This is a genomic window from Actinomadura coerulea, assembly GCF_014208105.1.
GTDB classification, from domain to species: domain Bacteria; phylum Actinomycetota; class Actinomycetes; order Streptosporangiales; family Streptosporangiaceae; genus Spirillospora; species Spirillospora coerulea.
Map to the genome: position 1 here is coordinate 7,869,231 of NZ_JACHMQ010000001.1, position 20,020 is coordinate 7,889,250.

Below are 20,020 nucleotides of genomic sequence, written 5' to 3' on the forward strand. Positions count from 1 at the left end.
CGGGGGGAGCGAGGTGATCACGCCGGGAGAGCTGGCCCGGCTGCTGGAGATCCCGGCGCCGACGGAGGAGCAGGCCCGGGTGATCGAGGCGCCGATGGCGCCGATGGCGGTGATCGCCGGCGCCGGGTCGGGCAAGAGCGAGACGATGGCCGCGCGGGTGGTGTGGCTGGTCGCGAACGGCTTCGTCCGGCCGGAGCGCGTCCTCGGGCTCACCTTCACCCGCAAGGCCGCCGCCGAGCTCGGCGTGCGCGTGCGCAAGCGGCTCGACAGGCTCCGCGAGGTCCTGCCGGGCGACGAGCTGGAGCGGCTGGGCGGCGAGGCCCTGTTCGACGGCGAGCCGATGGTGTCCACGTACCACTCGTACGCGGCGCGCCTCTTCGGCGACCACGCCTTGCGCGAGGCGCTCGAACCCACGATGCGGCTGATATCCCCGGCCGTCGCCTGGCAGATCTGCTCCCGGGTGGTCGACGCCTACCACGGCCCCATGGACCAGATCGACTGGCAGCCCGACACCGTCACCAAGGCCGTCATGGAACTGTCCGGCGACCTGTCGGAGCACCTGCGCACGGCCGAGGACGTCCGCAAGGTCGGCGCGTGGCTCGACGAGCGGTTCGCCGTGGTGAGGAAGCCGCTCAAGGCGCAGCGCGACATCCTCGCCAAGCAGGCCGTCCGCGAGCAGCTCATGCCGCTCATCGAGGCGTACGGGCGCGCCAAGGCCGACCGCGAGGTCATCGACCACGGCGACCAGATGGCCCTGGCGGCCCGCATCGCCTACAAGCACCCCGAGGTCGGGATGATCGAGCGGTCCCGGTTCTCCGTCGTCCTGCTCGACGAGTACCAGGACACCAGCCAGGCGCAGCTCGTCCTGCTCACGTCGCTGTTCGCGGGCGGGCACCCCGTGACGGCCGTCGGCGACCCGTGCCAGTCCATCTACGGGTGGCGCGGCGCGAGCGCCGGGAACCTGCTGCGGTTCGCCTACGACTTCCCCTCGCAGCCGGCGGCGGCCCCCGGCGGGCGTCCCGTGGCGGCCCCGGTCGTCCAGCTCAGCCGCTCGTTCCGCAACGGCGAGCAGATCCTGGAGGCGGCGGCCAGGGTGCAGGAGGAGCTGCGCGCCGAGACGAAGGCCGTGCCCCGCCTCGTCCCGGGCGCCGGGCGCGAAGGGCGCGGCCGCGTCGAATGCGCGCTCTTCCCCACCGTCGAGGACGAGGCCGACCGCATCGCCGCGCGCGTCGCCGGGCTCATGGCCGCCGACCCCGCCACCGCCCCGGACGGCGGCCCCCAGACCGAGCCGCTCCGCTACTCCGACGTCGCCGTCCTCGCCCGGAAGCGGTCCCAGTTCCCGCTGATCAGGCGGGCCCTGGAGGCGCGCGGGATCCCCGTCGAGGTGGTCGGGCTCGGCGGCCTGCTCACCGTCCCGGAGGTGCAGGACGTCGTCGCCACGCTGCGCGTCATGCACGACCCGACCGCCGGCGCGTCCCTCGCCCGGCTGCTCACCGGGCCGCGCTGGCGCCTCGGCCCCCGCGACCTCGTGGCCCTCGGCCGCCGCGCCCGCGCCCTGGCCCAGGAGGCGGCCCGCGACATCACCCGCCCCGAACCCGCCTCCGCCGCCGCACCCGAGGAGGAGCCCGGCGCCGCGCCGGGCGAAGGGGCCGGCGCCTCTTCGGGCGCGCCGCCGGACTCCGTCATCGCGCCTGGTGAGGGGGGCGAGGGGGACACCGGTGACGACCCCCTGCGGCAGCTCGTCAGCGAGCTGAACCAGGAGGCCGGCAGCCTCGTCGACGCGCTCGACGACCTCGGCCCGCCCGACGCGTTCTCGCCCGAGGGGTACGGGCGCCTGCGCCGTCTGCGCGACGAGCTGCGCGTCCTGCGCGGCCAGGTCGGGCTGCCTTTGCCCGACCTGGTCAACGAGGTCGAGCGGGCGCTCGGCCTCGACATCGAGGTCGCGGCGCGGTCCGGCCTCGACCCCGTCACCGCCCGCGCCGACCTCGACGCGTTCATCGACGCCGCCGCCACGTTCGCGGGCGACGCCGAGGATCCGACGCTCGGCGCGTTCCTCGCCTACCTCAAGGCCGCCGAGAGCGAGGAGTTCGGGCTGGAGGCCGGGCGGGTCGGCGAGACCGACAGCGTCAAGCTCCTCACCGTGCACGCCTCCAAGGGCCTGGAATGGCCGGTCGTCGTCGTCCCCGGCCTGGCGTACACGCCGCAGAAGAACGGATCCCCCGCCAAGGGATCGATCTTCCCTTCGCCGCCGCAGAACGCCACCCGCTGGACGGCGAACCCCCGCGTCCTGCCGTTCATGCTGCGCGGCGACCGGGCCGACCTGCCCGCGCTCACCGGGCTGGAGAAGGACGACCTCGCCGCCTTCGACCAGGCGTGCCTCGAACGCGACCTGCGGGAGGAGCGGCGGCTCGCCTACGTCGCGGTCACCCGCGCGTCCGGCCTGCTGATCACCACCGGCTACTGGTGGGGGTCCTCGGGCCGCCCGCTCGGCCCGTCGCCGTTCCTGGAGGAGGTGCGGGCGGTGTGCCTCGCCGGGGCCGGGTCCGTCGCCGTGTGGGCCGACCCGCCGGAGGAGGGCGCCCCCAACCCGCTGCTCGCCGACCCGGACGAGGCGCAGTGGCCCGCCGCGCCGGGCGAGCGCGGCAGGTCCGACCTGACGGCGCGGGCGCGCTACGAGGCGGTCGTGGAGGCGGCCCGCATGGTCGAGGACGAGATGGCCGGGCGCACCCGCCACTGGGCCGGCGACGCCGGCCTGTCCGACGCCGACCGGGGGCGCATGACGGCGTGGGCGCGCGACGTCGAGCTGCTGCTCGCCGAGCGCGACCGGGGGCGGGGCGGCGACGGCCTGCTCGTCGAGCTGCCCGCGCACCTGTCGGTGTCGTCGCTGGTGTCGCTGGCCCGCGACCCGGCGGCGCTCGCGCGGCAGATCCGCCGCCCCATGCCGCGCCCGCCGGCCCCCTACGCGCGGCGCGGCACCGCGTTCCACGCCTGGCTGGAGGGCCGCTGGGGGCAGCAGCGCCTCCTCGACCCCGACGAGCTGCCCGGCGCCGCCGACGAGGGCGCCGCCGACGACGCGCACCTGGCGACGCTGCGCGAGCGCTTCGAGCGGTCGGAGTGGGCGGCGCGCGAGCCGCTCGACATCGAGGTGCCGTTCGAGACGATCATCGGCGACCGGCTGGTCCGGGGCCGGATGGACGCCGTGTTCCGGTCCCGGGACGGCGGGTACGAGGTCGTCGACTGGAAGACCGGCTCCCCGCCGCGCGGGGACGAGGCCCGGTTCGCCGCGGTCCAGCTCGCCGCGTACCGGCTGGCGTGGGCCGAGCTCGCCGGGGTGGGGGTCGAGCGGGTCAGCGCCGCGTTCCACTACGTCTCCGCCGAGGTCACCGTCCGTCCGGCGGACCTGCTCGACGCCGCCGGGCTCGCGGCGCTGCTGGACGGCGTCCCGGCCGCCTGAGGGTTTCGCCGCCGCCCCCTGTTCACCGTGCGTGGTTTCGGGGATGATCCGGGCAACCATCCGAGGAGGCGACGTGTCGGTGACCCGTGACGAGAAGGTGGTACGGGAGTTCTCCAAGCAGGCGGCCGGGTTCTCCGACCCGAGGCTGAACGCGGCCTTCACCCGCCATCTGGACCGGCTCGTCCGGTTCATGGACCCCGAGCTCGACCTGGAGGACGTCGTGCTGGAGGTCGCCGCGGGCACCGGGATGGTGGCGCGCGCGATCGCCCGCCGCGTCCGGCACGTGACGGCGCTCGACCTCACGCCCGCGATGCTCGCCGAGGGCAAGCGCGACGCCGACCACGCCGGCCTCACCAACATCACCTTCGCGCACGGCGACGCCACCGCCCTGCCCTACCTCGACCGGTCGTTCACCCTCGTCGTCACCCGCTTCTCGCTGCACCAGGTCGCCGACCCCGAGGCGGTCGTGCGGGAGATGGCCCGGGTCAGCCGCCCCGGCGCCGCGCTGATCATCGCCGACCTGGTCCGGCCCGAGGGCCTGGACGGGGACCCCGACCGCATCGAGCGCCTCCGCGACCCCTCGCACGGGGAGGCCCTCACCGAGGCGCGGATCGCCGAGCTCACCGCGGCGGCGGGCGCGGAGGTCAAGCGCGCCGACCGGTTCGACCACACCCGTCCGCTGGACCCGTGGCTGGAGTTCTCGCACACGCCCTCCGACACCGCGGAGCGGATCAGGAGTGAGCTGCGGGACGAGCTGGCGGGCGGACCCGCCACCGGCATGCGCCCGAGCATGGTCGACGGCGTCCTGCACTTCACGCATTCCTACCTGTTCCAGCAGGCCATCGCCGGATGAACGTTTTTCGAGCAAACGTTCGACGCGTGTGACGCGTGTGGTCTATGTTGTCGAACATGGGTTCTAGCACCGTGCGCCCTCTCGACCGCGAGCCCGCCGCGCTGGCGATGCGCATCGGCGTGGTCGCGGCCGAGGCCGCCCTCGCCACCTTCGCCCGCAACCTCGACCTGGACGACCTTGAGGACGGCGTCGACTTCCAGGGCGCCATCGGGCCCGCCGAGTGGCCGGTGTTCTCCCTGGTCATCGACACCCTCGCCGAGGCCGGGCCGGGTGACCGCCGGACGCTGGACGAGCGCCGCGCCGACGCCCTCAACGACCTCGCCCGCATCTGCATGGCCGCCAAGCGGAGCGCCGGCGCCGCCTGACCCTCGGGACGGGGCACGCCCGGGACCTCGCGGCCCTGGGCCCGGGCGTTTCCCTCATCGGTCGTCGGCGGCCGGCCGTCTGACCTTTCCGGTGCTGGTGCGCGGCAGTTCCCGGACGAACCGGATCTCCCGCGGGACCTTGTACCGGGCCAGGTGCGCGCGCACGTACTCCTTGAGCTCGTCCTCGGTGACCGCCGCGCCCTCGTTCCTGACGACGTGCGCGGCGAGCCGCTGCCCGAACCTCTCGTCGTCCACCCCCGTCACCGACGCCTCCGCGACGTCCGGGTGGCCGCCGAGCAGGTTCTCCACCTCGCCGGGGAACACGTTCTCCCCACCCGAGACGATCATGTCGTCGGCGCGGCCGTCGATGAACAGCCGCCCCGCCGCGTCGAAGTGCCCGAGGTCGCCGGTGCCGGTCAGGCCGTTCCGCACCCGCTTGCCGCCGCCCCCGGTGTACCCGGCGAACCGCAGGCCGCCGCCGGTGTGGACCTCCCCGGTCTCGCCCGCGGGCAGCTCCCGCCCGTCCTCCCCGAGCACCTTGATCGTGAGCCGGAAGGACGGCCTGCCGACCGTGCCGGGCGCGGCCCGCAGGTCCTCGGGCGTGGCGATCGTGGCCCACCCGGTCTCCGTCGCGCCGTACACGTTGACGAGCACGTCGCCGAACGCGTCCATGAACGCCTCCGACAGGTGCGGATGCAGGGCCGCCCCGCCGCACACGACCGCCCGCAGTGCCGGCGTCGGCGGCGCGCCCTCCACGTCCAGGATCCGCTGGAGCATCACCGGCACCGCCACGAGCGCCTCCGCCCGGCAGTCCGCGATCGTCTCCAGCACCTGCCGGGGATCGAAGCGGCGGGACAGGACGAGCGGCATCCCCATGGCGAGCCCGACCGTCGTGTAGGCGAAGCCGAGCAGATGGAAGAGCGGCGGCCCGATGACGATCGGCGCACCCGACCGGACGGGAACGCGCATCAGGTGGCTCAGGGCCGCGGGCAGCAGCGACGCGGCGGACAGGTCGTGCCGCGCCCCCTTGGGCGTGCCGGTCGTCCCGGACGTCATCAGGACGACCCGGCTCACCCGTCCGGGCCTGACGGGCTCGGGGCGGGTCTCCGCGATCAGCGCGTCGACCGTCCCGCCGCCGTCGGCCCACGCGACCACCCGTTCCCCGCCGAACCCCGACTCCTCGACGGCCGGCCCGAACTCCTCGTCGTGGACGAGCAGCCCGATCTCCTCGCGCTCGACGACCTGCCCGAGCTGCCTGCCGGAGAAGTCGGCGTTCAGCAGCACGACGTCGTTGCCGAGCCGCGACGCCGCCAGAACCGTCTCGACGAACCCCCGGTGGTTGCGGCACAGGACTCCGACCTTCCCGTCGCCCATGCGGCCGCCGAGCGCCGTGGCCAGCGACGCCGCCCGCCGTTCGAGCTCCGCGTAGGTCAGCGCCCCGCGCTCGTCGATCAGGGCCGTCCGGTCGGGGAACCGCAGCGCGGCCATCGCGCCGAGCGTCGCGGGAACGGGCCCGTACCGCGCGTAGGGGAACAGCAGCCGCGCCGCCCGGTCGGGCCGGACGGGCCGCACCACCCCGGCGTCCCTGACCGCCCGAGCCGCCTTGACTCCAGCCTCCGCAGCACAACGAACCCGCCCGAGCAACAGCACGCCACTCCTCCGCCGAACCGACTCCGCCACCGGGCATACCCGGCTCTCGGCCGAGCAAAGGCACCCTCTCGCAACGGCCAAGGTCGAGTGTGCCGCGCGGCGGCGCCGGTCAGGAGGCGGTGAGGGCCGAGAGGAACCAGTCGAGTTCGCGGCGGGGGTGGCCGGGCGGGGACCAGTCGTTGACGATCGACAGGAGGTGCAGGTAGCGCTCGCGGCGGGGGTCGTTGGCGGCCGCGAGGTAGGCCGCCAGGCGGGCGCGCAGGGCGGGGGTGTCGGGCTGGTCCTGGAACTCGGCGTAGGCGGCGACGACTTCGGCGACGGCTCGCGACCCCTGGGGTGAGCCGGGGGCGACTCCCGCGGCGAGGAGGGGCCGGACGGTCTCGGCGACCCGGGCCACGGCGTGCTTGCGGGGTGGGCCTGTGCGGCGGGCGGCTTCGGTGGCGTGGTCGTCGAACAGGCCCCGCATCAGGGAGCGGAAGCCGGGGTCGCGCGAGAGTTCGGCCAGCTCCACCCAGGCCGCCAGTTGCTCGGACGTGGGGTCGTCGGGAAGTTCGGGGGCCAGGGACCGGTGCAGGACGCGGGACATCGGCCCCGTGTCGGGGGAGCCGAAGGAGCTGCCGAGGAAGTCGGCGACGAGGTCGTCGCGTTCGGCGGCGGACAGGCGGGCGAGCCGGTGCATCAGTTCCATCTCCTCGGGGTCGCTGCCGCGCCGGGCGGCGACGGTCAGCACCGCGTGCCGCAGCCGCAGCGTCCGCATCTGGACGGCGACGGCCTCGGCGTGGGCGGCGGCCGCGTCGGCGGCCGGCACCTCGCGTTCGACGATCTTCTGGACGGTGGCCAGGTCGATCCCCAGCTCGCGCAGCGTCCGCACCAGGCCCAGCCGGGCCACGGCGTCGGGCCCGTACCGCCGGTGCCCCGCCGCGGTCCGGCGCGCCGGGACGATCCCGCGCTCGGTGTAGAACCGCACGGCCTTCACCGTGACCCCGGCGCTGCGGGCGAGTTCGCCGATGGAGTAGGTCGCCTCCCCGTCCATGGGCCCACCCTGGCATCTCCCCTCAGGGGAGATTCAAGGCCACGGCCGGGTTGAAGCGGTGGGAGGCGTCGGCGTTGCCGCCGGGGTCGGCGGTGGCGAAGGTGTCGGCGCCGCCGATCCACCGCTGCCCCGACCTAACTGGTCAACTGAAGATAAGCGGTTAAGAGATCGGCGTCAACCGGCTAAGCAGGGATAGGCGGGTAGAATCGCGGTGTGCAGCCGGAAACCGAACCCGCGCGGCGGGACCCCGCGGACCCCCGCCCGCTGGTGGGGGAGCCGCTCTGCCTCGACCTGCTCAACACCCGGTGGGTCGAGGACGGCGTCCGTCGCGACCTGCTCGACTCCGTCGACGGCCTGGCCGTCTGGTTGCGGTCGGCGGGGCTGGACGGGCGTGCCGCAGCCGATCAGGCGACACTCGACGCCTCCGTGCGGACCCGCGAGATCCTTCTGGCACTCGTGGACGAGGGGTCGCCCCCGGAGGCGGTGGACGCGCTCAACCTCGTCCTGGAACGCGGCGCGCTGCACTACCGGCTCGGGCCCGGCGGTCCGGAGAGCCGTCCGCGGACCGGCGACCCCGCTTGGCTGCCGTCATGGCTGGCCGCCGCCGACTACCTGCGCCTCATGACCGACAGCCCCGAGCGGGTCAAGCCCTGCGCGCACCCCGACTGCGTGCTGCACTTCCACGACACGAGCAAGAACGGCACCCGGCGCTGGTGCTCCATGGCGGTCTGCGGGAACCGGGCCAAAGCCGCCCGGCACTACGAGCGCGCGAAGACCGGGCGTTAGGAGCGCCGTGGCGAACCGGGCGCGCCCGGCCTGAACGAGTCGACCAGGGCGGCGCGGACGGCGCGGACGGCGGGGGAGCGCCAGCGGGAGGCCGGCTCGGCGAGCCAGAGGTGGTGCCGGGACAGGCCGGCGGGCGGGGGCAGTTCGGCGAGCGTGCCGGCGGCGAGTTCGTCCGCGACGGTGACCGCGGGCAGCAGCGCGACGCCGAGGCCCGCGGCCGCGCAGCGCTTCGCCGTCTCGATGCCGCCGAAGCGGGGCGGGTTCGCCGCGGGGTCGGCGGCCTTGACCAGGGCGGCGAGCTCGTCGCTGTAGGAGCAGCCTTCCTCCAGGAGGAGGACGCCCGCCGCGGCCAGCTCCGCCGGTGTGGGAGGGCGGTCGCCCGGGAGGGGCGTGGCCGCCGCCGCGACGAGTGACAGGGGCTGGGCGCCGAGATCGACCAGGTCCACGCCGGACGGGCCGGGTGCGGGGTCCAGGACGAGGGCCAGGTCGGCGCGGCGGTGGGCGAGCGCTTCGAGCGCGGTCCGCGTGCCGGCGGGGAACAGCGACAGGGTCACGTCCGGGAACCGTGCCCGCAGCCGGGGCAGGAGGGGCGCGAGCCAGTAGGCGCACACGGACTCCGGGGCCCGGACCCGCACCGGGCCGGACGGCTCGGTGGCGGTGGCGGCGACCTCGGCGAGCATCCGCTCCTGGAGGTCGAGGACGCCGCGGGCGTGCTCGGCGAGCAGCGAACCGGCGCGGGTGGGGGAGACCCCGCCGGGGCGGCGGTCGAGCAGCGGCGTCCCGGCGAGGCGCTCCAGCGCCTGGACGTGCGCGGTGACCGTGGACTGCACGAAGCCGAGCTCCGCCGCGGCGGCGGTCATCCCGCCGGTGCGCAGCACGGTCAGGAAGGTGGTGAGGAGGCGCGTGTCCATCGAACATCCCGATGCCATCGATCAAGAACCATCGTTGGACGCGATGCTAGCCGTGGGAGCAGACTGCACGCATGAGCGACAACGCACGAGCACTCCGCTACACCGCCTTCGACGTGGACGGCGAGGGCGGCAACCCGGCCGGGGTCGTCCTGGACGCCGGGGGCCTGGACGCCTCGCGGATGCAGGAGATCGCGGCCGGGATCGGGTTCTCCGAGACGGCCTTCCTCGTGGACGGGGGAGGCGCGCCCGACCGGTTCGCGATCCGCTACTTCAGCCCGCTGGCCGAGGTCGCCTTCTGCGGGCACGCCACGATCGCGACCGCCGTCGCGCTGGCCGAGCGGCGGGGGACGGGGCGCCTGCGGCTGAGCACCCCGGCCGGCGAGGTCGGGGTCGAGACCAGGGAGGCGGACGGCCGCGTCCTCGCCACCCTCACGAGCGTCCCGCCCGCCGTCCGGGCCGTCGAGGAGGCCGATCTCGCCGCGGCGCTGGCCGCGCTGCGCTGGGAGGCCGGGGAACTCGACCCGGGCCTGCCGCCTCGCATCGCCAACGCGGGCAACGACCACCTGGTCCTGGCGGCGTCCACGCGCGCCCGGCTCGCCGACCTCGACTACGACTGGGACGCCCTCGGCGAGCTCATGGCGCGCCGTGCCTGGACGACCGTCCACCTCGTCTGGCGGGAGAGCGGGACCGTGTTCCACGCGCGCGACCCGTTCCCGCCCGGCGGGGTCGTGGAGGACCCGGCGACCGGCGCCGCCGCAGCGGCCTTCGGCGGCTACCTGCGCTCGCTGGGCCTCGTCGACCCTCCCGCCCGGATCACCGTCCGCCAGGGAGAGGACATGGGCCGCCCGAGCCGGCTGCTCGTGGACGTCCCCGCGGGGGACGCGGGCATCGGCGTGAGCGGGACCGCCGCGCCGATGGGCGGCTGACCGGCGGCCGCGACCGTCGAGTAGCGTCAGGCCATGCAGCATTCGACCGCCGTGACCGCCGTGACCGCCGACGATCTCGACCTCGCCGTCCGGCTGGCCGTCGCCGCCCTGCGGGAGGCGCCCCCGGAGGCGTGGGACGCGAAGGCCGGGTCCCTCGAATGGGACTGCTGGGAGACCGTCGAGCACCTCAGCGACGACCTGTTCGCCTACGCCGCCCAGATCGCGCCGAGGACGCCGCCGATGGACGGCGAGGTGCCGTTCGTCTGGGAGAGCCGCCGCCCCGGCGGGCCGGCCAACGCCGTCCACGCGGACAGGAGCGCCGGGCCCGCGGGGCTGTTGCAGGTTCTGGACGCCTGCGGCGGGATGCTGTCCGCCGTGGTCCGCTGCACGCCCCCGGACGTCCGCGCGCACCACGGCTTCGGCGCTTCCGACGCCGAGGGGTTCGCCGCCATGGGGATCGTCGAGACCCTCGTCCACATGCACGACCTGGCGGAGGGGTCGGGGTTGCCGTGGGAGCCGCCCGCCGACCTGTGCGCGCGTGTGCTGGGACGCCTCTTCCCTGACGCGCCGGACGACACCGACCCCTGGTCGACGCTGTTGTGGGCCACCGGTCGCGGTGACCTGCCGGGGCATCCGCGCGTCACGTCCTGGCGCTGGTACGGGAGCCCCCGCGGCTGACCGTCGGCGTCCGGTCAGCGCCGGTAGTGGAAGGCCGGTTTGGGGTGCATCAGAAAGTCGTGATGGGAGATGTTCCAGGCGTAGGCGCCGGCCATGGTGAAGGCGATGACGTCGCCTGGCGCGAGTGGCGGGACGAGGACGTCGCGTGCGAAGACGTCTTTCGGGGTGCAGAGCTGGCCCACCAGTGTCGCCGGACGCTCCGGTCCATTCGCGGTCAGAACCTTGAAAGGCTGGTCGTGGCCCTTCGTCACGGGAGTCCGCAGATGGTGGGTGCCGCCTCTGAGAATGGCGAAAGTCTCGCCGCGCGTGGTCTTCACGTCCAGGACGTCGGTGACGTACCAGCCGTGGTACGCGGTCATCGCCCGTCCTGGTTCTATGCGGACTCTCGCTGGGATTTCGCTTAGGCCCGTCCCGTAGGTGTGCCAGTCGAAGCGGGCCTCGGGGGCGGCGTAGTCCACCGCCATCCCCCCGCCCACGTTCAATTCGGGATCGTCCACTCCTTGGGAGCGGAGCCAGGGGATCGCCCATTCCGCTATCCGGTGGGCCAGGTCGAGCATGGCCGGAGCGTCCAGGCCGGATGCCAGATGGGCGTGGACGCCTCGGAGGGTGAGGCTCGGATACCGGGCCAGAAGGCGGGCGCAATGGGCGAGGGTGTCCTCGTCCATGCCGAAAGGGCCGCTCATGGTGAGGGCGGCGTTCGGGACATTCACCTGCAGATTCGCGCGGAGCAGGACGTCGGCGGGCCCCAGCTCGGCCAGGCGGGCCAGCTCCCGGGGGCTTTCCACGTGGATCCGGTCGGGCTTGAGCGTGCGGGACAACGCCAGTTCGCCGGCCGTTTTCCCGGGGCCGCCGAACGCCACGGGCTTGCCAGGGAGGATCTCCCGGACGTGGGCGAGTTCGCCGCCGGACGACACCTCCATGCCGTCGACATGCGGCGCGAGAGTCCGGAGGATCTCGGTGTCCGGATTGGCCTTGACGGCGTAGAAGACCTCTGTGCCGGGCAGCGCGGCGCGTATGCCGCGGACGTGGGCTTCGAGGCCGGGCAGGTCATAGACGTAGGCCGGGTACCGGCCGAGGCCCAGCGCGAATTCGTTCACAGCGGACGGGGCGCGGCGAGCGGGTTGGGGACGGGGACGTAGGCCGCGCCGCGGTCGGCCGTCCGCGACCAGCGGGTGCGGAGATTGGCCTTGGCGGGCAGCGGCACACCGGCCAGAAGAGCCCTTACCTGAGGGTGGCGGTCATAGGCGGCGAAGTGCTTGCGCGCCGTGCGCCAGAGGGTCTCGTCCAAGGACGGGTGGAGGTCGGCTACGGCGGCGGCTATCTCGGTGAGGTGGTTGACGAGGAGGCAGTAGACGACACGGTTCCAGCCCTTGTCGGGGGCGTAGGTGAGGCCCTCTGCCACGCGGGCGGGAAGATGCGACAGGTCCCAGTGGCCGGCGGTGAGCTTGGTGCCCTCCATGTCGCGGAACACGGCGTGGACGGGCATCCCGTCGGCGTCGACGCAGACGAGGACGTTCTGCAGATGAGGCTCCAGGACCACACCATGGTCCAGATAGGCGCCCAGCACAGGAGGCGCCACATGGGCTACGTATGAGTCCCACCAGGCTTGGGCGCTCTCCAGAGACGAGAGGGCGGGCAGGCCGGCGAGGAGCGCGTTGTAAGGGTCGGCCAGGGCGCCCGCGAGGAGGGGCGTGCCGGGAAGGGATCTGACGCCCTGCCGCAGGATCACTCCCAGGCCCTCGTACAGGCGGCGGTCAGGGAGGGCCACGCTGCGGTAGGCGGGTTCTCGGAGGAACGTGGCGTTCAGCTTCTCCAGGATGGGCGGCAGCAGTTCGTCGAGCGTCATCGCCCCGGTCAGCTCGTACCAGGCGTTCTTGCGGACGCAGTTGGTGATGCGCACATCCAGGCTGAACTTGCAGAACACGTCCGCGCCCGGCAGGTACGCGGTCCGGACGGACGAGGTAGGCACCGCCTCCATGTCGGACGGGCCGAGATCGACCAGAGAACCGTTCGCCAAAGCCTTCTGCAAGACGGGATTGCCTGCCAGCAGGGAGAACTGCCACGGATGGACGGGAAGGAGCCGACGCCCCGGCGGCGCCGAGGGGCCATGCGCTTCCAGTGCTGCGAACGCCTCCGCGTCCCCCTCCTCAGCGACGAGTTCCGCAGGAACGGCCAGCCACAGCGGACGGAACCGGGCCCTTGTCTCAGGCGCGTACGCCAGCCACTCTTCCGGCGACCCCTGACGGGCCTTGGGGGACGGGTGGAAACGGTGCCCTGCGACGAGGGACTGCTCTGAGTCGATGTAGTCGATGGAGCGGTCTTCGGCGGGCTCGCCCCTGGCGGCGAGGATGGCGGTGAGCGCGGCGTGGCTGTCGTCCACCTGGACGAGGAACTCGGCGTTCGGGGAGCCGGTCGCCAACTCTAGTTCGCCCGCGACCAGGTTCGCCAGCCGGCCCCAGGCAGCCGGTATCCACTCGTCCTCGCGGCGTTCCTCGTAGGGCGGCGCCAGGCGGCAGGTCGCCCCGACCGGGGGGCGGGCCAGTCCCGCGCGCAGCACGACCCCCGCGCGGGGCAGCCGGAACACGAGGCGGGCGCCGTCCGGCCAGACCTGCTGCTCGGGCCCGCACACCTCCCGGATCAGGCAGTTGAGCAGGGCGGTCGCGGTGGCGTCGTCGGCCGTGACGGCCGGTTCTGTCAGCAGCACGTCGTGTCCAGTAGGTAGTTGGGTCCCGGCGGGCCGTAGTGCTTGTTGATGTCGGCCGCGCCGGTCCTCGCCTTGTCGACGAGGGTCCCGGCGGTGACCATGGCCTTGCCCGGCAGCATGCCGGCGTCGAGCGTGCGGGCGCGCAGGAGCGCGTCCTGCGGCCCGAGGGCCCCGTCGAGCCGTTCGCGGATCATCCGGAGGCCGGTCCGCCAGGGGAGCAGGCCGCGCCCGGCCAGGCCCAGCGCGGGCGCCGCGGCGCACAGATGCAGGGTGATGGTGACGAAGACGCGGGCGAGGGCATCGGGATCGGACGTCGTCATCCGGTGGTCGACGAGGTCGCGGGGGTCCGTGCCGGGGGAGGGCGGGACGCGCTCGCGGAGGCGGGACGGGTCGATCAGCGCGCCGTCGTTGTCCTTGATGAGGAGGCGGAGCGGACCCTCGTCCAAGACGAGCGCCACGTTCTGCTGATGCGCCTCCAGTGCGATGCCGTACCGGAACAGCGCGACGTTCCAGGAGAACAGCGCCGACAGGTAGGCGCCGAAGAGCGCTTCGACGTCCCAGCGCTCGATGACGTGACCCTGGTCCGGTGCCTCGGCGAGTAGGGCCGCGACAGGGACGATGTGCGCGCGAGCAGTCTCAGACGGGAAGCGGCGCACGAGGTAGCCGAGAAGCGGGTCGTCGGCGTGGCCGTAGGTCTGCTCGTCGGCGAGAAGGACGGGAAGCGACGGCTCCTGTCGAAGAACCTGGCGCAGGATCCGTTCGACGAGCGCGCCGTCCGGCAGGGTGCCGGGCATGATGGTGCGCCGGTTGCGGAGGCCGAGGGTGCTCGTCGGCAGCGGCATCTTCACGTGGTCCAGCGGCGCCGCGGCGACCGTCCGCATCGACAACGTGGGCGCGACCTGCAAGTACGGGACGGGTGCGAGGGATACGCCCCGCTGGGAGCGCACCTGCCGCACCGCCAGCGGGTGGACGGGGAACAGCGCCCCGGCCGCGTCCTCCGAGCCCAGGCCCACGTCGGACGGCCCTGGCCACCATGCGGGGAGTGTCCCTGCCAGCGTCGCGTTCGGCACCGCCGCCCAGCGCAGCGGGAACGACGGCGCGAACTCGGGCGCGTAGCGGCTCAGGTCGGCCAGGGACAGCCCGGAGCGGCTCCGGCCGGTCGGATGCACGGGGTGGTCGTTGTAGGCCGCCAGCGTCTCGTAGAACGTGCCGGGACCCGTGCGCAGCTCGGCCGGGAGGCGTCCGAGCCGCCGGTGGACGGCCGGACGCGCGTCGTCGTGCAGCCTGATGGTCGCCAGGGCCTCAAGGCACTCGCGCTCGAAGGACGCCGTGTCGTCACGCGGGTCGGACACCAGGCGGACGGCACGGAAGACGTCGTTCAGCCTCAGGCCCTGCCCAGGATCCACGACGAGCTCCGAGAGAAAGGCGGGCTGGGCTTCCAGAAGGCGCACGGAACGACCCGGAAGCTCCAACGCGCGGCCCCGGACGAAGCGCCTCAGGCCGGCGTAGTCCTCCCTCAGCAACGCGTCCAGAACGCGGGCCGCGAGTGGGCCTTCGACGTCGTCGCCCGTCACGCGATCGTCCAGTCGTGCGCTGCTCTGAACCGCGCCAGGGCGGCGTTCACCTCGTCCGGCCCGGGACCGATGGCGCGCACGGTGCCCAGGTAGTCGCGGTTGGTCCGGGTGAGGGACACCGTGTCGCCCACCGCGCGCTGAGGGCGGTACGCCAGCCGCACCGGGCCGTCCTCCAACTCCAGAGGGCCGGGGGCGGCGGTGAGCGTGCCGCGGCGATCGGCGATGACCGGCTCGGCGACGGCATGGCGCGGACGGGGGACCCGCTGCCCAGGCAGGCCCGCGCCAAGGTGGACCTGCAATATCTGCTCGAAGAGCGGCACGCCCAGCAGATCGGCCAGCAGGAAGTCGCAGTGGTCGCCGATGAGCCGGTAGTTGACCTCGATGATGCGGGCGCGCCCCTCATGGACGACGAACTCGGTGTGGCACGCCCCGAAACCGACGCCCAGCGCCTCCAACTGCCGAAGGACCTGCGCCGTCTCCGGGGGTGGGGGCGCCCACTCAAGGCGCTCCTCCACGAAGAACGGCGGAGGCGAGAGCGTCGTGCGGAACGAGCCCAGCACCCGCAGTTCCCGCCCGTCCCCCAGCGTCTCCAGCGTGTGGAGGCGGCCCGGCAGGTACTCCTCGGCCACGAGCGGATCGCCGCGGCGGGCACGGATCTCCTCCACCCGGGCCGCCAGTTCCACGGCGTCGTGGACGAGGAACACGTCCTCGCTCGCCACACCCTCGCGCGGCTTGACGACGAGCGGATACGGCGCGTCCGCCGGGACCCGTCCCGCGTCCGCCGAGAAGACCGGGTCGAGGGACGCCAGGTGCCGCCGCATGAGGGCCTTGTTCTTCGCGCGGGTCGCGGCCCGCCAGTCCTTGGCGGGCAGGCCGTGGTACGCGGCGGCCAAGGCGGCGGGCGCCTGGAGGAAGTCGCTGTTGGAGAAGACGGCGGCGGGCCCGCCCCCGCCGCGCGCGGCGGTGTCCCCGACGCGCGCGATGATGTCGCGGAAGTCGGAGACGTCGCACTCGACCACCGGCACGCCGGCGTCGTGGGCGGCGGGACGGTCGGTGAGGAGCGTGACGTCGAGGCCCAGGCGCGCGGCGGCGGGCAGGAACCCGTGCGTCACCGAGTCGGTCGCCTTGCCGGCGACCAGGTAGAGAGAGGCGGCCACGACCGGCCCTTCCAGTGAGTGAGGTAAGCCTTGCCTAACTCGGAGTGATCAACCATAGTGGCCGGGGCGCCCTCCGCACGCAAGAACGATGGCACCGCGTGTCCCGGCCCGTCCCGCGATCCGCCAGGATGGGTCCATGGATCTCGTCGACCGGTGGGTGGCGCTGGCGGGGCCCCACATCCGGCACATCGGCACCGAGCTCGACCAGCGCTACGGGGAGCCGCACCGCCGCTACCACACCCGCGCGCACCTCACCGCCGTCCTCGATCTCGTGGACGAGCTGGCCGGGCACGCCGAGGACCCCGACGCCGTCAGGATCGCCGCCTGGTTCCACGACGCCGTCTACGACCCCGAGCGCGCCGACAACGAGGAGCGCAGCGCCCGCCTGGCGGCGCGCATGCTCGCCGACACCGACCTCCCGGACGCGGTGGTCGCGCGGGTCGTCCGGCTCGTGGAGCTGACCGCCACGCACGCGCCGGAGGAGGACGACCGCGACGGGCAGGTGCTCTGCGACGCCGACCTCGCCGTCCTCGGCGCGGAGCCCGAGCGGTACGCCGCCTACGCGGCCGCCGTCCGCGAGGAGTACGCGTTCGTCCCCGACGAGTTCTTCCGCGCCGGACGGGCCGAGGTCCTCAACGGCCTGCTGGCCCTTCCCCGGCTCTTCCACACGCCCGCCGCGCGCGAGCGCTTCGAGGAGCGCGCCCGCGGCAACATGCGGACCGAGCTCCTGCTCCTCAACGCCTAGACGGCCGTCCGGCCGTCCGGCACCGGCCGGTGCCGGTACGCCTTGCGGCGGCGCAGGCCCGCTTCGGTCAGCCGCAGGAGCAGCTCCTGGCACCCCACCGCCTCGGCGCCCTGGAGCAGGGCGGCGTCGTAGAGCTCCGACGGGACGTCGTAGTGGTCGCGATCGAACGCCCGCGGCGGCATGCCCAGTTCCGCGGCGAAGACGTGCAGCTCGTCGTAGGACACGTCACTGACCATGTGCGACCACACGCGTCCCCGCGCGGGCCACAGCGGCGGGTCTATAAGGATCAAGGCCACTCCCGCGATCCAGGCAAGGGGATCCCTTACTGTGAGTTCCCGTCTCGGGGAACCCGAGGGGCCGGGACGTCCGGAGACCCCGGACAGAGGTCACTCGGCCCGACATTACGACATGCGAAGGGGCATGCAGGTGAACGATGTAGTCGCCTACATCCAGGCGGACCGCGACCGGTTCGTCGCCGACCTCAAGGAGTGGCTGGCGATCCCGTCCATCTCCGGGGACCCGGCGCACGCCGAGGATGTGCGCACCTCCGCCGGATGGCTCGCCGAGTACCTGCGCGGGCAGGGCTTCCCCACCGTCGAGGTCTGGGAGACCCCCGGCCTGCCGGCGGTGTTCGCCGAATGGCCCGCCGAGGACCCGCAGGCCCCCGCGGTCGTCGTCTACGGGCACCACGACGTCCAGCCGGTCGAGCCGCTGGAGGAGTGGGAGACCGAGCCGTTCAAGCCCGTGGAGAAGGGCGACCGGCTCGTCGGGCGCGGCGCGTCCGACGACAAGGGCCAGATCTTCTTCCACACCCTCGGCATCCGCGCGGCGCTCGCCGCGTCCGGGCGGCAGGCCCCGCCCGTCACCGTCAAGCTGCTGGTCGAGGGCGAGGAGGAGTCCGGCTCGGTGCACTTCGCCGAGCTGCTGCGCACCCACCGCGACCGGCTCGCCTGCGACGCCGTCGTCATCAGCGACACCACGATGTGGGCGGCGGACGTGCCGTCCATGTGCACCGGCATGCGCGGCCTCGCCGAGGCCGAGGTCACCCTGCGGGGCCCGGACGGCGACCTGCACTCCGGCTCGTTCGGCGGCGCCGTCCCGAACCCCCTCCACGCGATGGCCTCGCTGCTCGCCGCCCTGCACGACGACGACGGCCGCGTCGCCGTCCCCGGCTTCTACGACGACGTCGTCCCGCTCAGCGACGAGGAGCGGGAGCTGTTCGCCCGGCTGCCGTTCGACGAGGCCGAGTGGCTGCGCACCGCCGGGAACAGCCGCGCCGCCCACGGCGAGAAGGGCTACACGACCCTCGAACGCGTCTGGGCCCGCCCGACCGCCGAGATCAACGGCATGTGGGGCGGGCACACCGGCCCCGGCGGCAAGACGATCGTCCCCCGCGAGGCGCACGCCAAGATCTCGTTCCGGCTCGCCGCCGGGCAGGACCCCCGCAAGGTCCAGGAGCAGTTCCGGGCGTGGGTCGCCGAGCAGGCCCCGCCCGGCGTCGAGGCCGAGGTCCGCGTCCCGGGCGGCGGCGTGCGGCCCTGCTTCTCGCCGATCGACTCGCCCGGCGTGAAGGCCGCGCGGCGCGCCATGGAGCGGGCGTTCGGCACCGAGGTGCTGTTCACCCGCGAGGGCGGCAGCGGCCCCGAGGCCGACCTCGCCGACATCCTCGGCGCGCCGCTGATCTTCGTCGCGGTCGGGCTGGACGGCGACCGCATCCACGCCCCCAACGAGAAGGTCGAGGTCCCCCTGCTGCTCAAGGGCGCCGAGACCGCCGCGTACCTGTGGGAAGAACTCGCGTCCGCGCTGCGCTGAACAGGCCGGAGAGGAGCACGATGACCGACGCCCCGATGGACGGTACGCACGCCCCGCTGGAGTGGCTCGCGCTCGCGCGCGGGACGCTCGACCGAGTCGCGCTGTACCGCCGCGACGAGGCCTGGCTGGACGAGGCGTGGGCTGACCCGGGGACGCGCGTCCTGGTCATCGAGGACGGGCGTACGCCGGTCGCCTTCGAGCCCGCCCCGGCGCTCGTCCTCGTCCCGCCGGACCAGGCGCCGGACGGCGACCGGTGGCTCCTCGGCGTCGACGGCGACGGCGTCGCCCACTTCGGGGTGAGCGGCCCGCTGCCCGTCATCGAGGGGGCGGAGCCCGCCGGGCTCCGCCGCGTCGGCGCCCTTCTCGGCGACCGGGACTCCGGCCTGCTCACCCACGCCGTCGCCCTGGAGCACTGGCACGGAACCCACCGGTTCTGCCCGCGGTGCGGCGCCGAGACGCGCGTGGCGTCCGCCGGGCACGTGCGCGTCTGCCCCGAGGACGGCTCGCAGCACTTCCCCCGGGTCGACCCCGCGGTGATCATGCTGGTGACGGACGAGGCCGACCGCGTGCTGCTGGCCCGCGGCCCGCAGTGGCCCGCCGACCGCCGCTCGATCCTCGCCGGGTTCGTCGAACCGGGCGAGTCCCTCGAACAGGCCGTCGCGCGGGAGGTGCAGGAGGAGGTCGGGCTGCCCGTCCGGGACGTCCGCTACCTCGGCAGCCAGCCGTGGCCGCTGCCGCGGAGCCTCATGCTGGGGTTCACCGCGCGGACGGACGGTGACCTCCCGCTGCGCCCCGACCCCGAGGAGATCACGGACGCCGCCTGGTACACGCGCGAGGAGCTGCGCGCCGCCATCGACGCGGGCGAGATCGTCGCACCGGGCCCGCTGTCCATCGCCGCCCAGCTCATCATGCGCTGGTACGGCGGCGAGCTTCCCAAGATGCCGCCGTTCTAGGGGCCCGCGCACACGGAGAAGGCCCGCCGACCGGACGGTCGGCGGGCCTTCTCGCGGGGGCTCAGCCCGCCTCGGCGATCTGCGCGAGGCGGCGCTTGACCTCCTTGGCGCTGGGGTTGGTCGCGGCCGTGCCGTCGGGGAACACCAGCGTCGGGACCGTCTGGTTCCCGCCGTTCACGCTCATCACGAACTCGGCGGCCTCGGGGTCGCGCTCGATGTCGATCTCCACCATATGGATGCCGTCGCGGGCCAGCTGGCTCTTCAGCCGCCGGCAGAACCCGCACCAGGACGTCGTGTACATGGTGAGCTGGCCGGCCGCGCCCTTGGCCCGGTCGGTCGTCGGCGTCGCCATCGCTTCCGCGTCTCCTTGCGCTCGGGGGTGTACCTCCGCAAGAACAGTAGACAGCCGTTTCGCATTC

General features: G+C 74.0%; 18 protein-coding genes. 9 read left to right on the forward strand and 9 right to left on the reverse strand.

The genetic code is table 11. The features are described 5' to 3' along the window. Window positions 1–13: 13 nt before the first annotated feature. From BKA00_RS36555 to BKA00_RS36565, 3 genes are all read left to right on the forward strand, one after another. Window positions 14–3,454, forward strand: coding sequence for an ATP-dependent helicase (locus BKA00_RS36555; RefSeq protein WP_185032895.1), 3,441 nt, complete (start codon window positions 14–16; stop codon window positions 3,452–3,454). A 73-nt stretch (window positions 3,455–3,527) separates the two neighbouring features. Then, window positions 3,528–4,307, forward strand: coding sequence for a class I SAM-dependent methyltransferase (locus BKA00_RS36560; protein ID WP_185032897.1), 780 nt, complete (start codon window positions 3,528–3,530; stop codon window positions 4,305–4,307). Between the two features lie 56 nt (window positions 4,308–4,363). Continuing rightward, window positions 4,364–4,672 (forward strand): hypothetical protein, encoded by a 309-nt coding sequence (locus BKA00_RS36565; RefSeq protein WP_185032899.1) that lies wholly within the window; start codon window positions 4,364–4,366, stop codon window positions 4,670–4,672. A gap of 54 nt (window positions 4,673–4,726) precedes the next feature. Here BKA00_RS36565 and BKA00_RS36570 read toward each other — a convergent pair whose 3' ends face one another. After that, complete coding sequence (locus tag BKA00_RS36570; RefSeq protein WP_230299238.1) at window positions 4,727–6,247, reverse strand: AMP-binding protein; 1,521 nt, start codon at window positions 6,245–6,247, stop codon at window positions 4,727–4,729. A gap of 184 nt (window positions 6,248–6,431) precedes the next feature. Continuing rightward, window positions 6,432–7,355, reverse strand: coding sequence for a MerR family transcriptional regulator (locus tag BKA00_RS36575; protein ID WP_185032901.1), 924 nt, complete (start codon window positions 7,353–7,355; stop codon window positions 6,432–6,434). Window positions 7,356–7,568: 213 nt separating this feature from the next. Between BKA00_RS36575 and BKA00_RS36580 the strand changes: the two genes are divergently transcribed. After that, the gene (locus tag BKA00_RS36580) at window positions 7,569–8,141 is read left to right on the forward strand and encodes a CGNR zinc finger domain-containing protein (protein WP_185032903.1); all 573 of its coding nucleotides are present in this window, start codon (window positions 7,569–7,571) and stop codon (window positions 8,139–8,141) included. On the opposite strand, the gene BKA00_RS36585 is transcribed toward BKA00_RS36580, so the two are convergent. Next, the gene (locus BKA00_RS36585) at window positions 8,138–9,052 is read right to left on the reverse strand and encodes a LysR family transcriptional regulator (RefSeq protein WP_185032905.1); all 915 of its coding nucleotides are present in this window, start codon (window positions 9,050–9,052) and stop codon (window positions 8,138–8,140) included. The two genes, BKA00_RS36580 and BKA00_RS36585, sit on opposite strands and share 4 nt — an antisense overlap. A 71-nt stretch (window positions 9,053–9,123) precedes the next feature. Between BKA00_RS36585 and BKA00_RS36590 the strand changes: the two genes are divergently transcribed. Then, window positions 9,124–9,978 (forward strand): PhzF family phenazine biosynthesis protein, encoded by an 855-nt coding sequence (locus tag BKA00_RS36590; protein ID WP_185032907.1) that lies wholly within the window; start codon window positions 9,124–9,126, stop codon window positions 9,976–9,978. A 33-nt stretch (window positions 9,979–10,011) separates the two neighbouring features. Further along, entirely contained in the window at window positions 10,012–10,656 is a 645-nt protein-coding gene (locus tag BKA00_RS36595) for a maleylpyruvate isomerase N-terminal domain-containing protein (protein ID WP_185032909.1), read from the forward strand. Between the two features lie 14 nt (window positions 10,657–10,670). On the opposite strand, the gene BKA00_RS36600 is transcribed toward BKA00_RS36595, so the two are convergent. The 4 genes from BKA00_RS36600 to BKA00_RS36615 form a co-directional block, all read right to left on the reverse strand. After that, on the reverse strand, window positions 10,671–11,753 hold the full coding sequence (locus BKA00_RS36600) for a type III PLP-dependent enzyme (protein WP_185032911.1): 1,083 nt from the start codon (window positions 11,751–11,753) through the stop codon (window positions 10,671–10,673). Next, window positions 11,750–13,360, reverse strand: a complete 1,611-nt coding sequence (locus BKA00_RS36605) for an IucA/IucC family protein (protein ID WP_185032913.1) — start codon at window positions 13,358–13,360, stop codon at window positions 11,750–11,752. The genes BKA00_RS36600 and BKA00_RS36605 overlap by 4 nt, the downstream gene beginning before the upstream one ends. Next, window positions 13,351–14,766: an IucA/IucC family protein gene (locus BKA00_RS36610; RefSeq protein ID WP_230299237.1), complete on the reverse strand. Its 1,416-nt coding sequence runs from the start codon at window positions 14,764–14,766 to the stop codon at window positions 13,351–13,353. Before BKA00_RS36610 ends, BKA00_RS36605 begins: the two co-directional genes overlap by 10 nt. A gap of 164 nt (window positions 14,767–14,930) precedes the next feature. Then, complete coding sequence (locus tag BKA00_RS36615; RefSeq protein ID WP_185032917.1) at window positions 14,931–16,091, reverse strand: ATP-grasp domain-containing protein; 1,161 nt, start codon at window positions 16,089–16,091, stop codon at window positions 14,931–14,933. A gap of 136 nt (window positions 16,092–16,227) precedes the next feature. Here BKA00_RS36615 and BKA00_RS36620 point away from each other — a divergent pair, with 136 nt between their 5' ends. Beyond that, complete coding sequence (locus BKA00_RS36620) at window positions 16,228–16,836, forward strand: HD domain-containing protein (protein ID WP_185032919.1); 609 nt, start codon at window positions 16,228–16,230, stop codon at window positions 16,834–16,836. On the opposite strand, the gene BKA00_RS36625 is transcribed toward BKA00_RS36620, so the two are convergent. Then, a complete protein-coding gene (locus BKA00_RS36625) occupies window positions 16,833–17,126 on the reverse strand; it encodes a DUF4031 domain-containing protein (RefSeq protein ID WP_185032921.1) in 294 nt (97 codons plus the stop codon). The two genes, BKA00_RS36620 and BKA00_RS36625, sit on opposite strands and share 4 nt — an antisense overlap. Before the next feature lie 130 nt (window positions 17,127–17,256). Between BKA00_RS36625 and BKA00_RS36630 the strand changes: the two genes are divergently transcribed. Both BKA00_RS36630 and nudC read left to right on the forward strand, forming a co-directional pair. After that, window positions 17,257–18,648 carry a dipeptidase gene (locus tag BKA00_RS36630; protein WP_185035311.1) on the forward strand — a complete coding sequence of 464 codons (1,392 nt, stop codon included), beginning with the start codon at window positions 17,257–17,259 and terminating at the stop codon, window positions 18,646–18,648. A 20-nt stretch (window positions 18,649–18,668) separates the two neighbouring features. After that, window positions 18,669–19,601, forward strand: coding sequence for an NAD(+) diphosphatase (gene nudC / locus BKA00_RS36635; protein ID WP_230299235.1), 933 nt, complete (start codon window positions 18,669–18,671; stop codon window positions 19,599–19,601). Window positions 19,602–19,662: 61 nt separating this feature from the next. On the opposite strand, the gene BKA00_RS36640 is transcribed toward nudC, so the two are convergent. After that, window positions 19,663–19,953: a mycoredoxin gene (locus BKA00_RS36640; RefSeq protein ID WP_185032923.1), complete on the reverse strand. Its 291-nt coding sequence runs from the start codon at window positions 19,951–19,953 to the stop codon at window positions 19,663–19,665. Between the last annotated feature and the right edge of the window lie 67 nt (window positions 19,954–20,020).

What these genes read in the sequence shown, in the direction of transcription:
- BKA00_RS36585 (WP_185032905.1), bottom strand. Translation starts at nt 9,052, where the DNA reads ATGGACACGCGCCTCCTCACCACCTTCCTGACCGTGCTGCGCACCGGC.
- BKA00_RS36575 (WP_185032901.1), bottom strand. Translation starts at nt 7,355, where the DNA reads ATGGACGGGGAGGCGACCTACTCCATCGGCGAACTCGCCCGCAGCGCC.
- BKA00_RS36595 (WP_185032909.1), top strand. Translation starts at nt 10,012, where the DNA reads ATGCAGCATTCGACCGCCGTGACCGCCGTGACCGCCGACGATCTCGAC.
- BKA00_RS36565 (WP_185032899.1), top strand. Translation starts at nt 4,364, where the DNA reads ATGGGTTCTAGCACCGTGCGCCCTCTCGACCGCGAGCCCGCCGCGCTG.
- BKA00_RS36630 (WP_185035311.1), top strand. Translation starts at nt 17,257, where the DNA reads ATGCAGGTGAACGATGTAGTCGCCTACATCCAGGCGGACCGCGACCGG.
- BKA00_RS36640 (WP_185032923.1), bottom strand. Translation starts at nt 19,953, where the DNA reads ATGGCGACGCCGACGACCGACCGGGCCAAGGGCGCGGCCGGCCAGCTC.
- BKA00_RS36620 (WP_185032919.1), top strand. Translation starts at nt 16,228, where the DNA reads ATGGATCTCGTCGACCGGTGGGTGGCGCTGGCGGGGCCCCACATCCGG.
- BKA00_RS36590 (WP_185032907.1), top strand. Translation starts at nt 9,124, where the DNA reads ATGAGCGACAACGCACGAGCACTCCGCTACACCGCCTTCGACGTGGAC.
- nudC (WP_230299235.1), top strand. Translation starts at nt 18,669, where the DNA reads ATGACCGACGCCCCGATGGACGGTACGCACGCCCCGCTGGAGTGGCTC.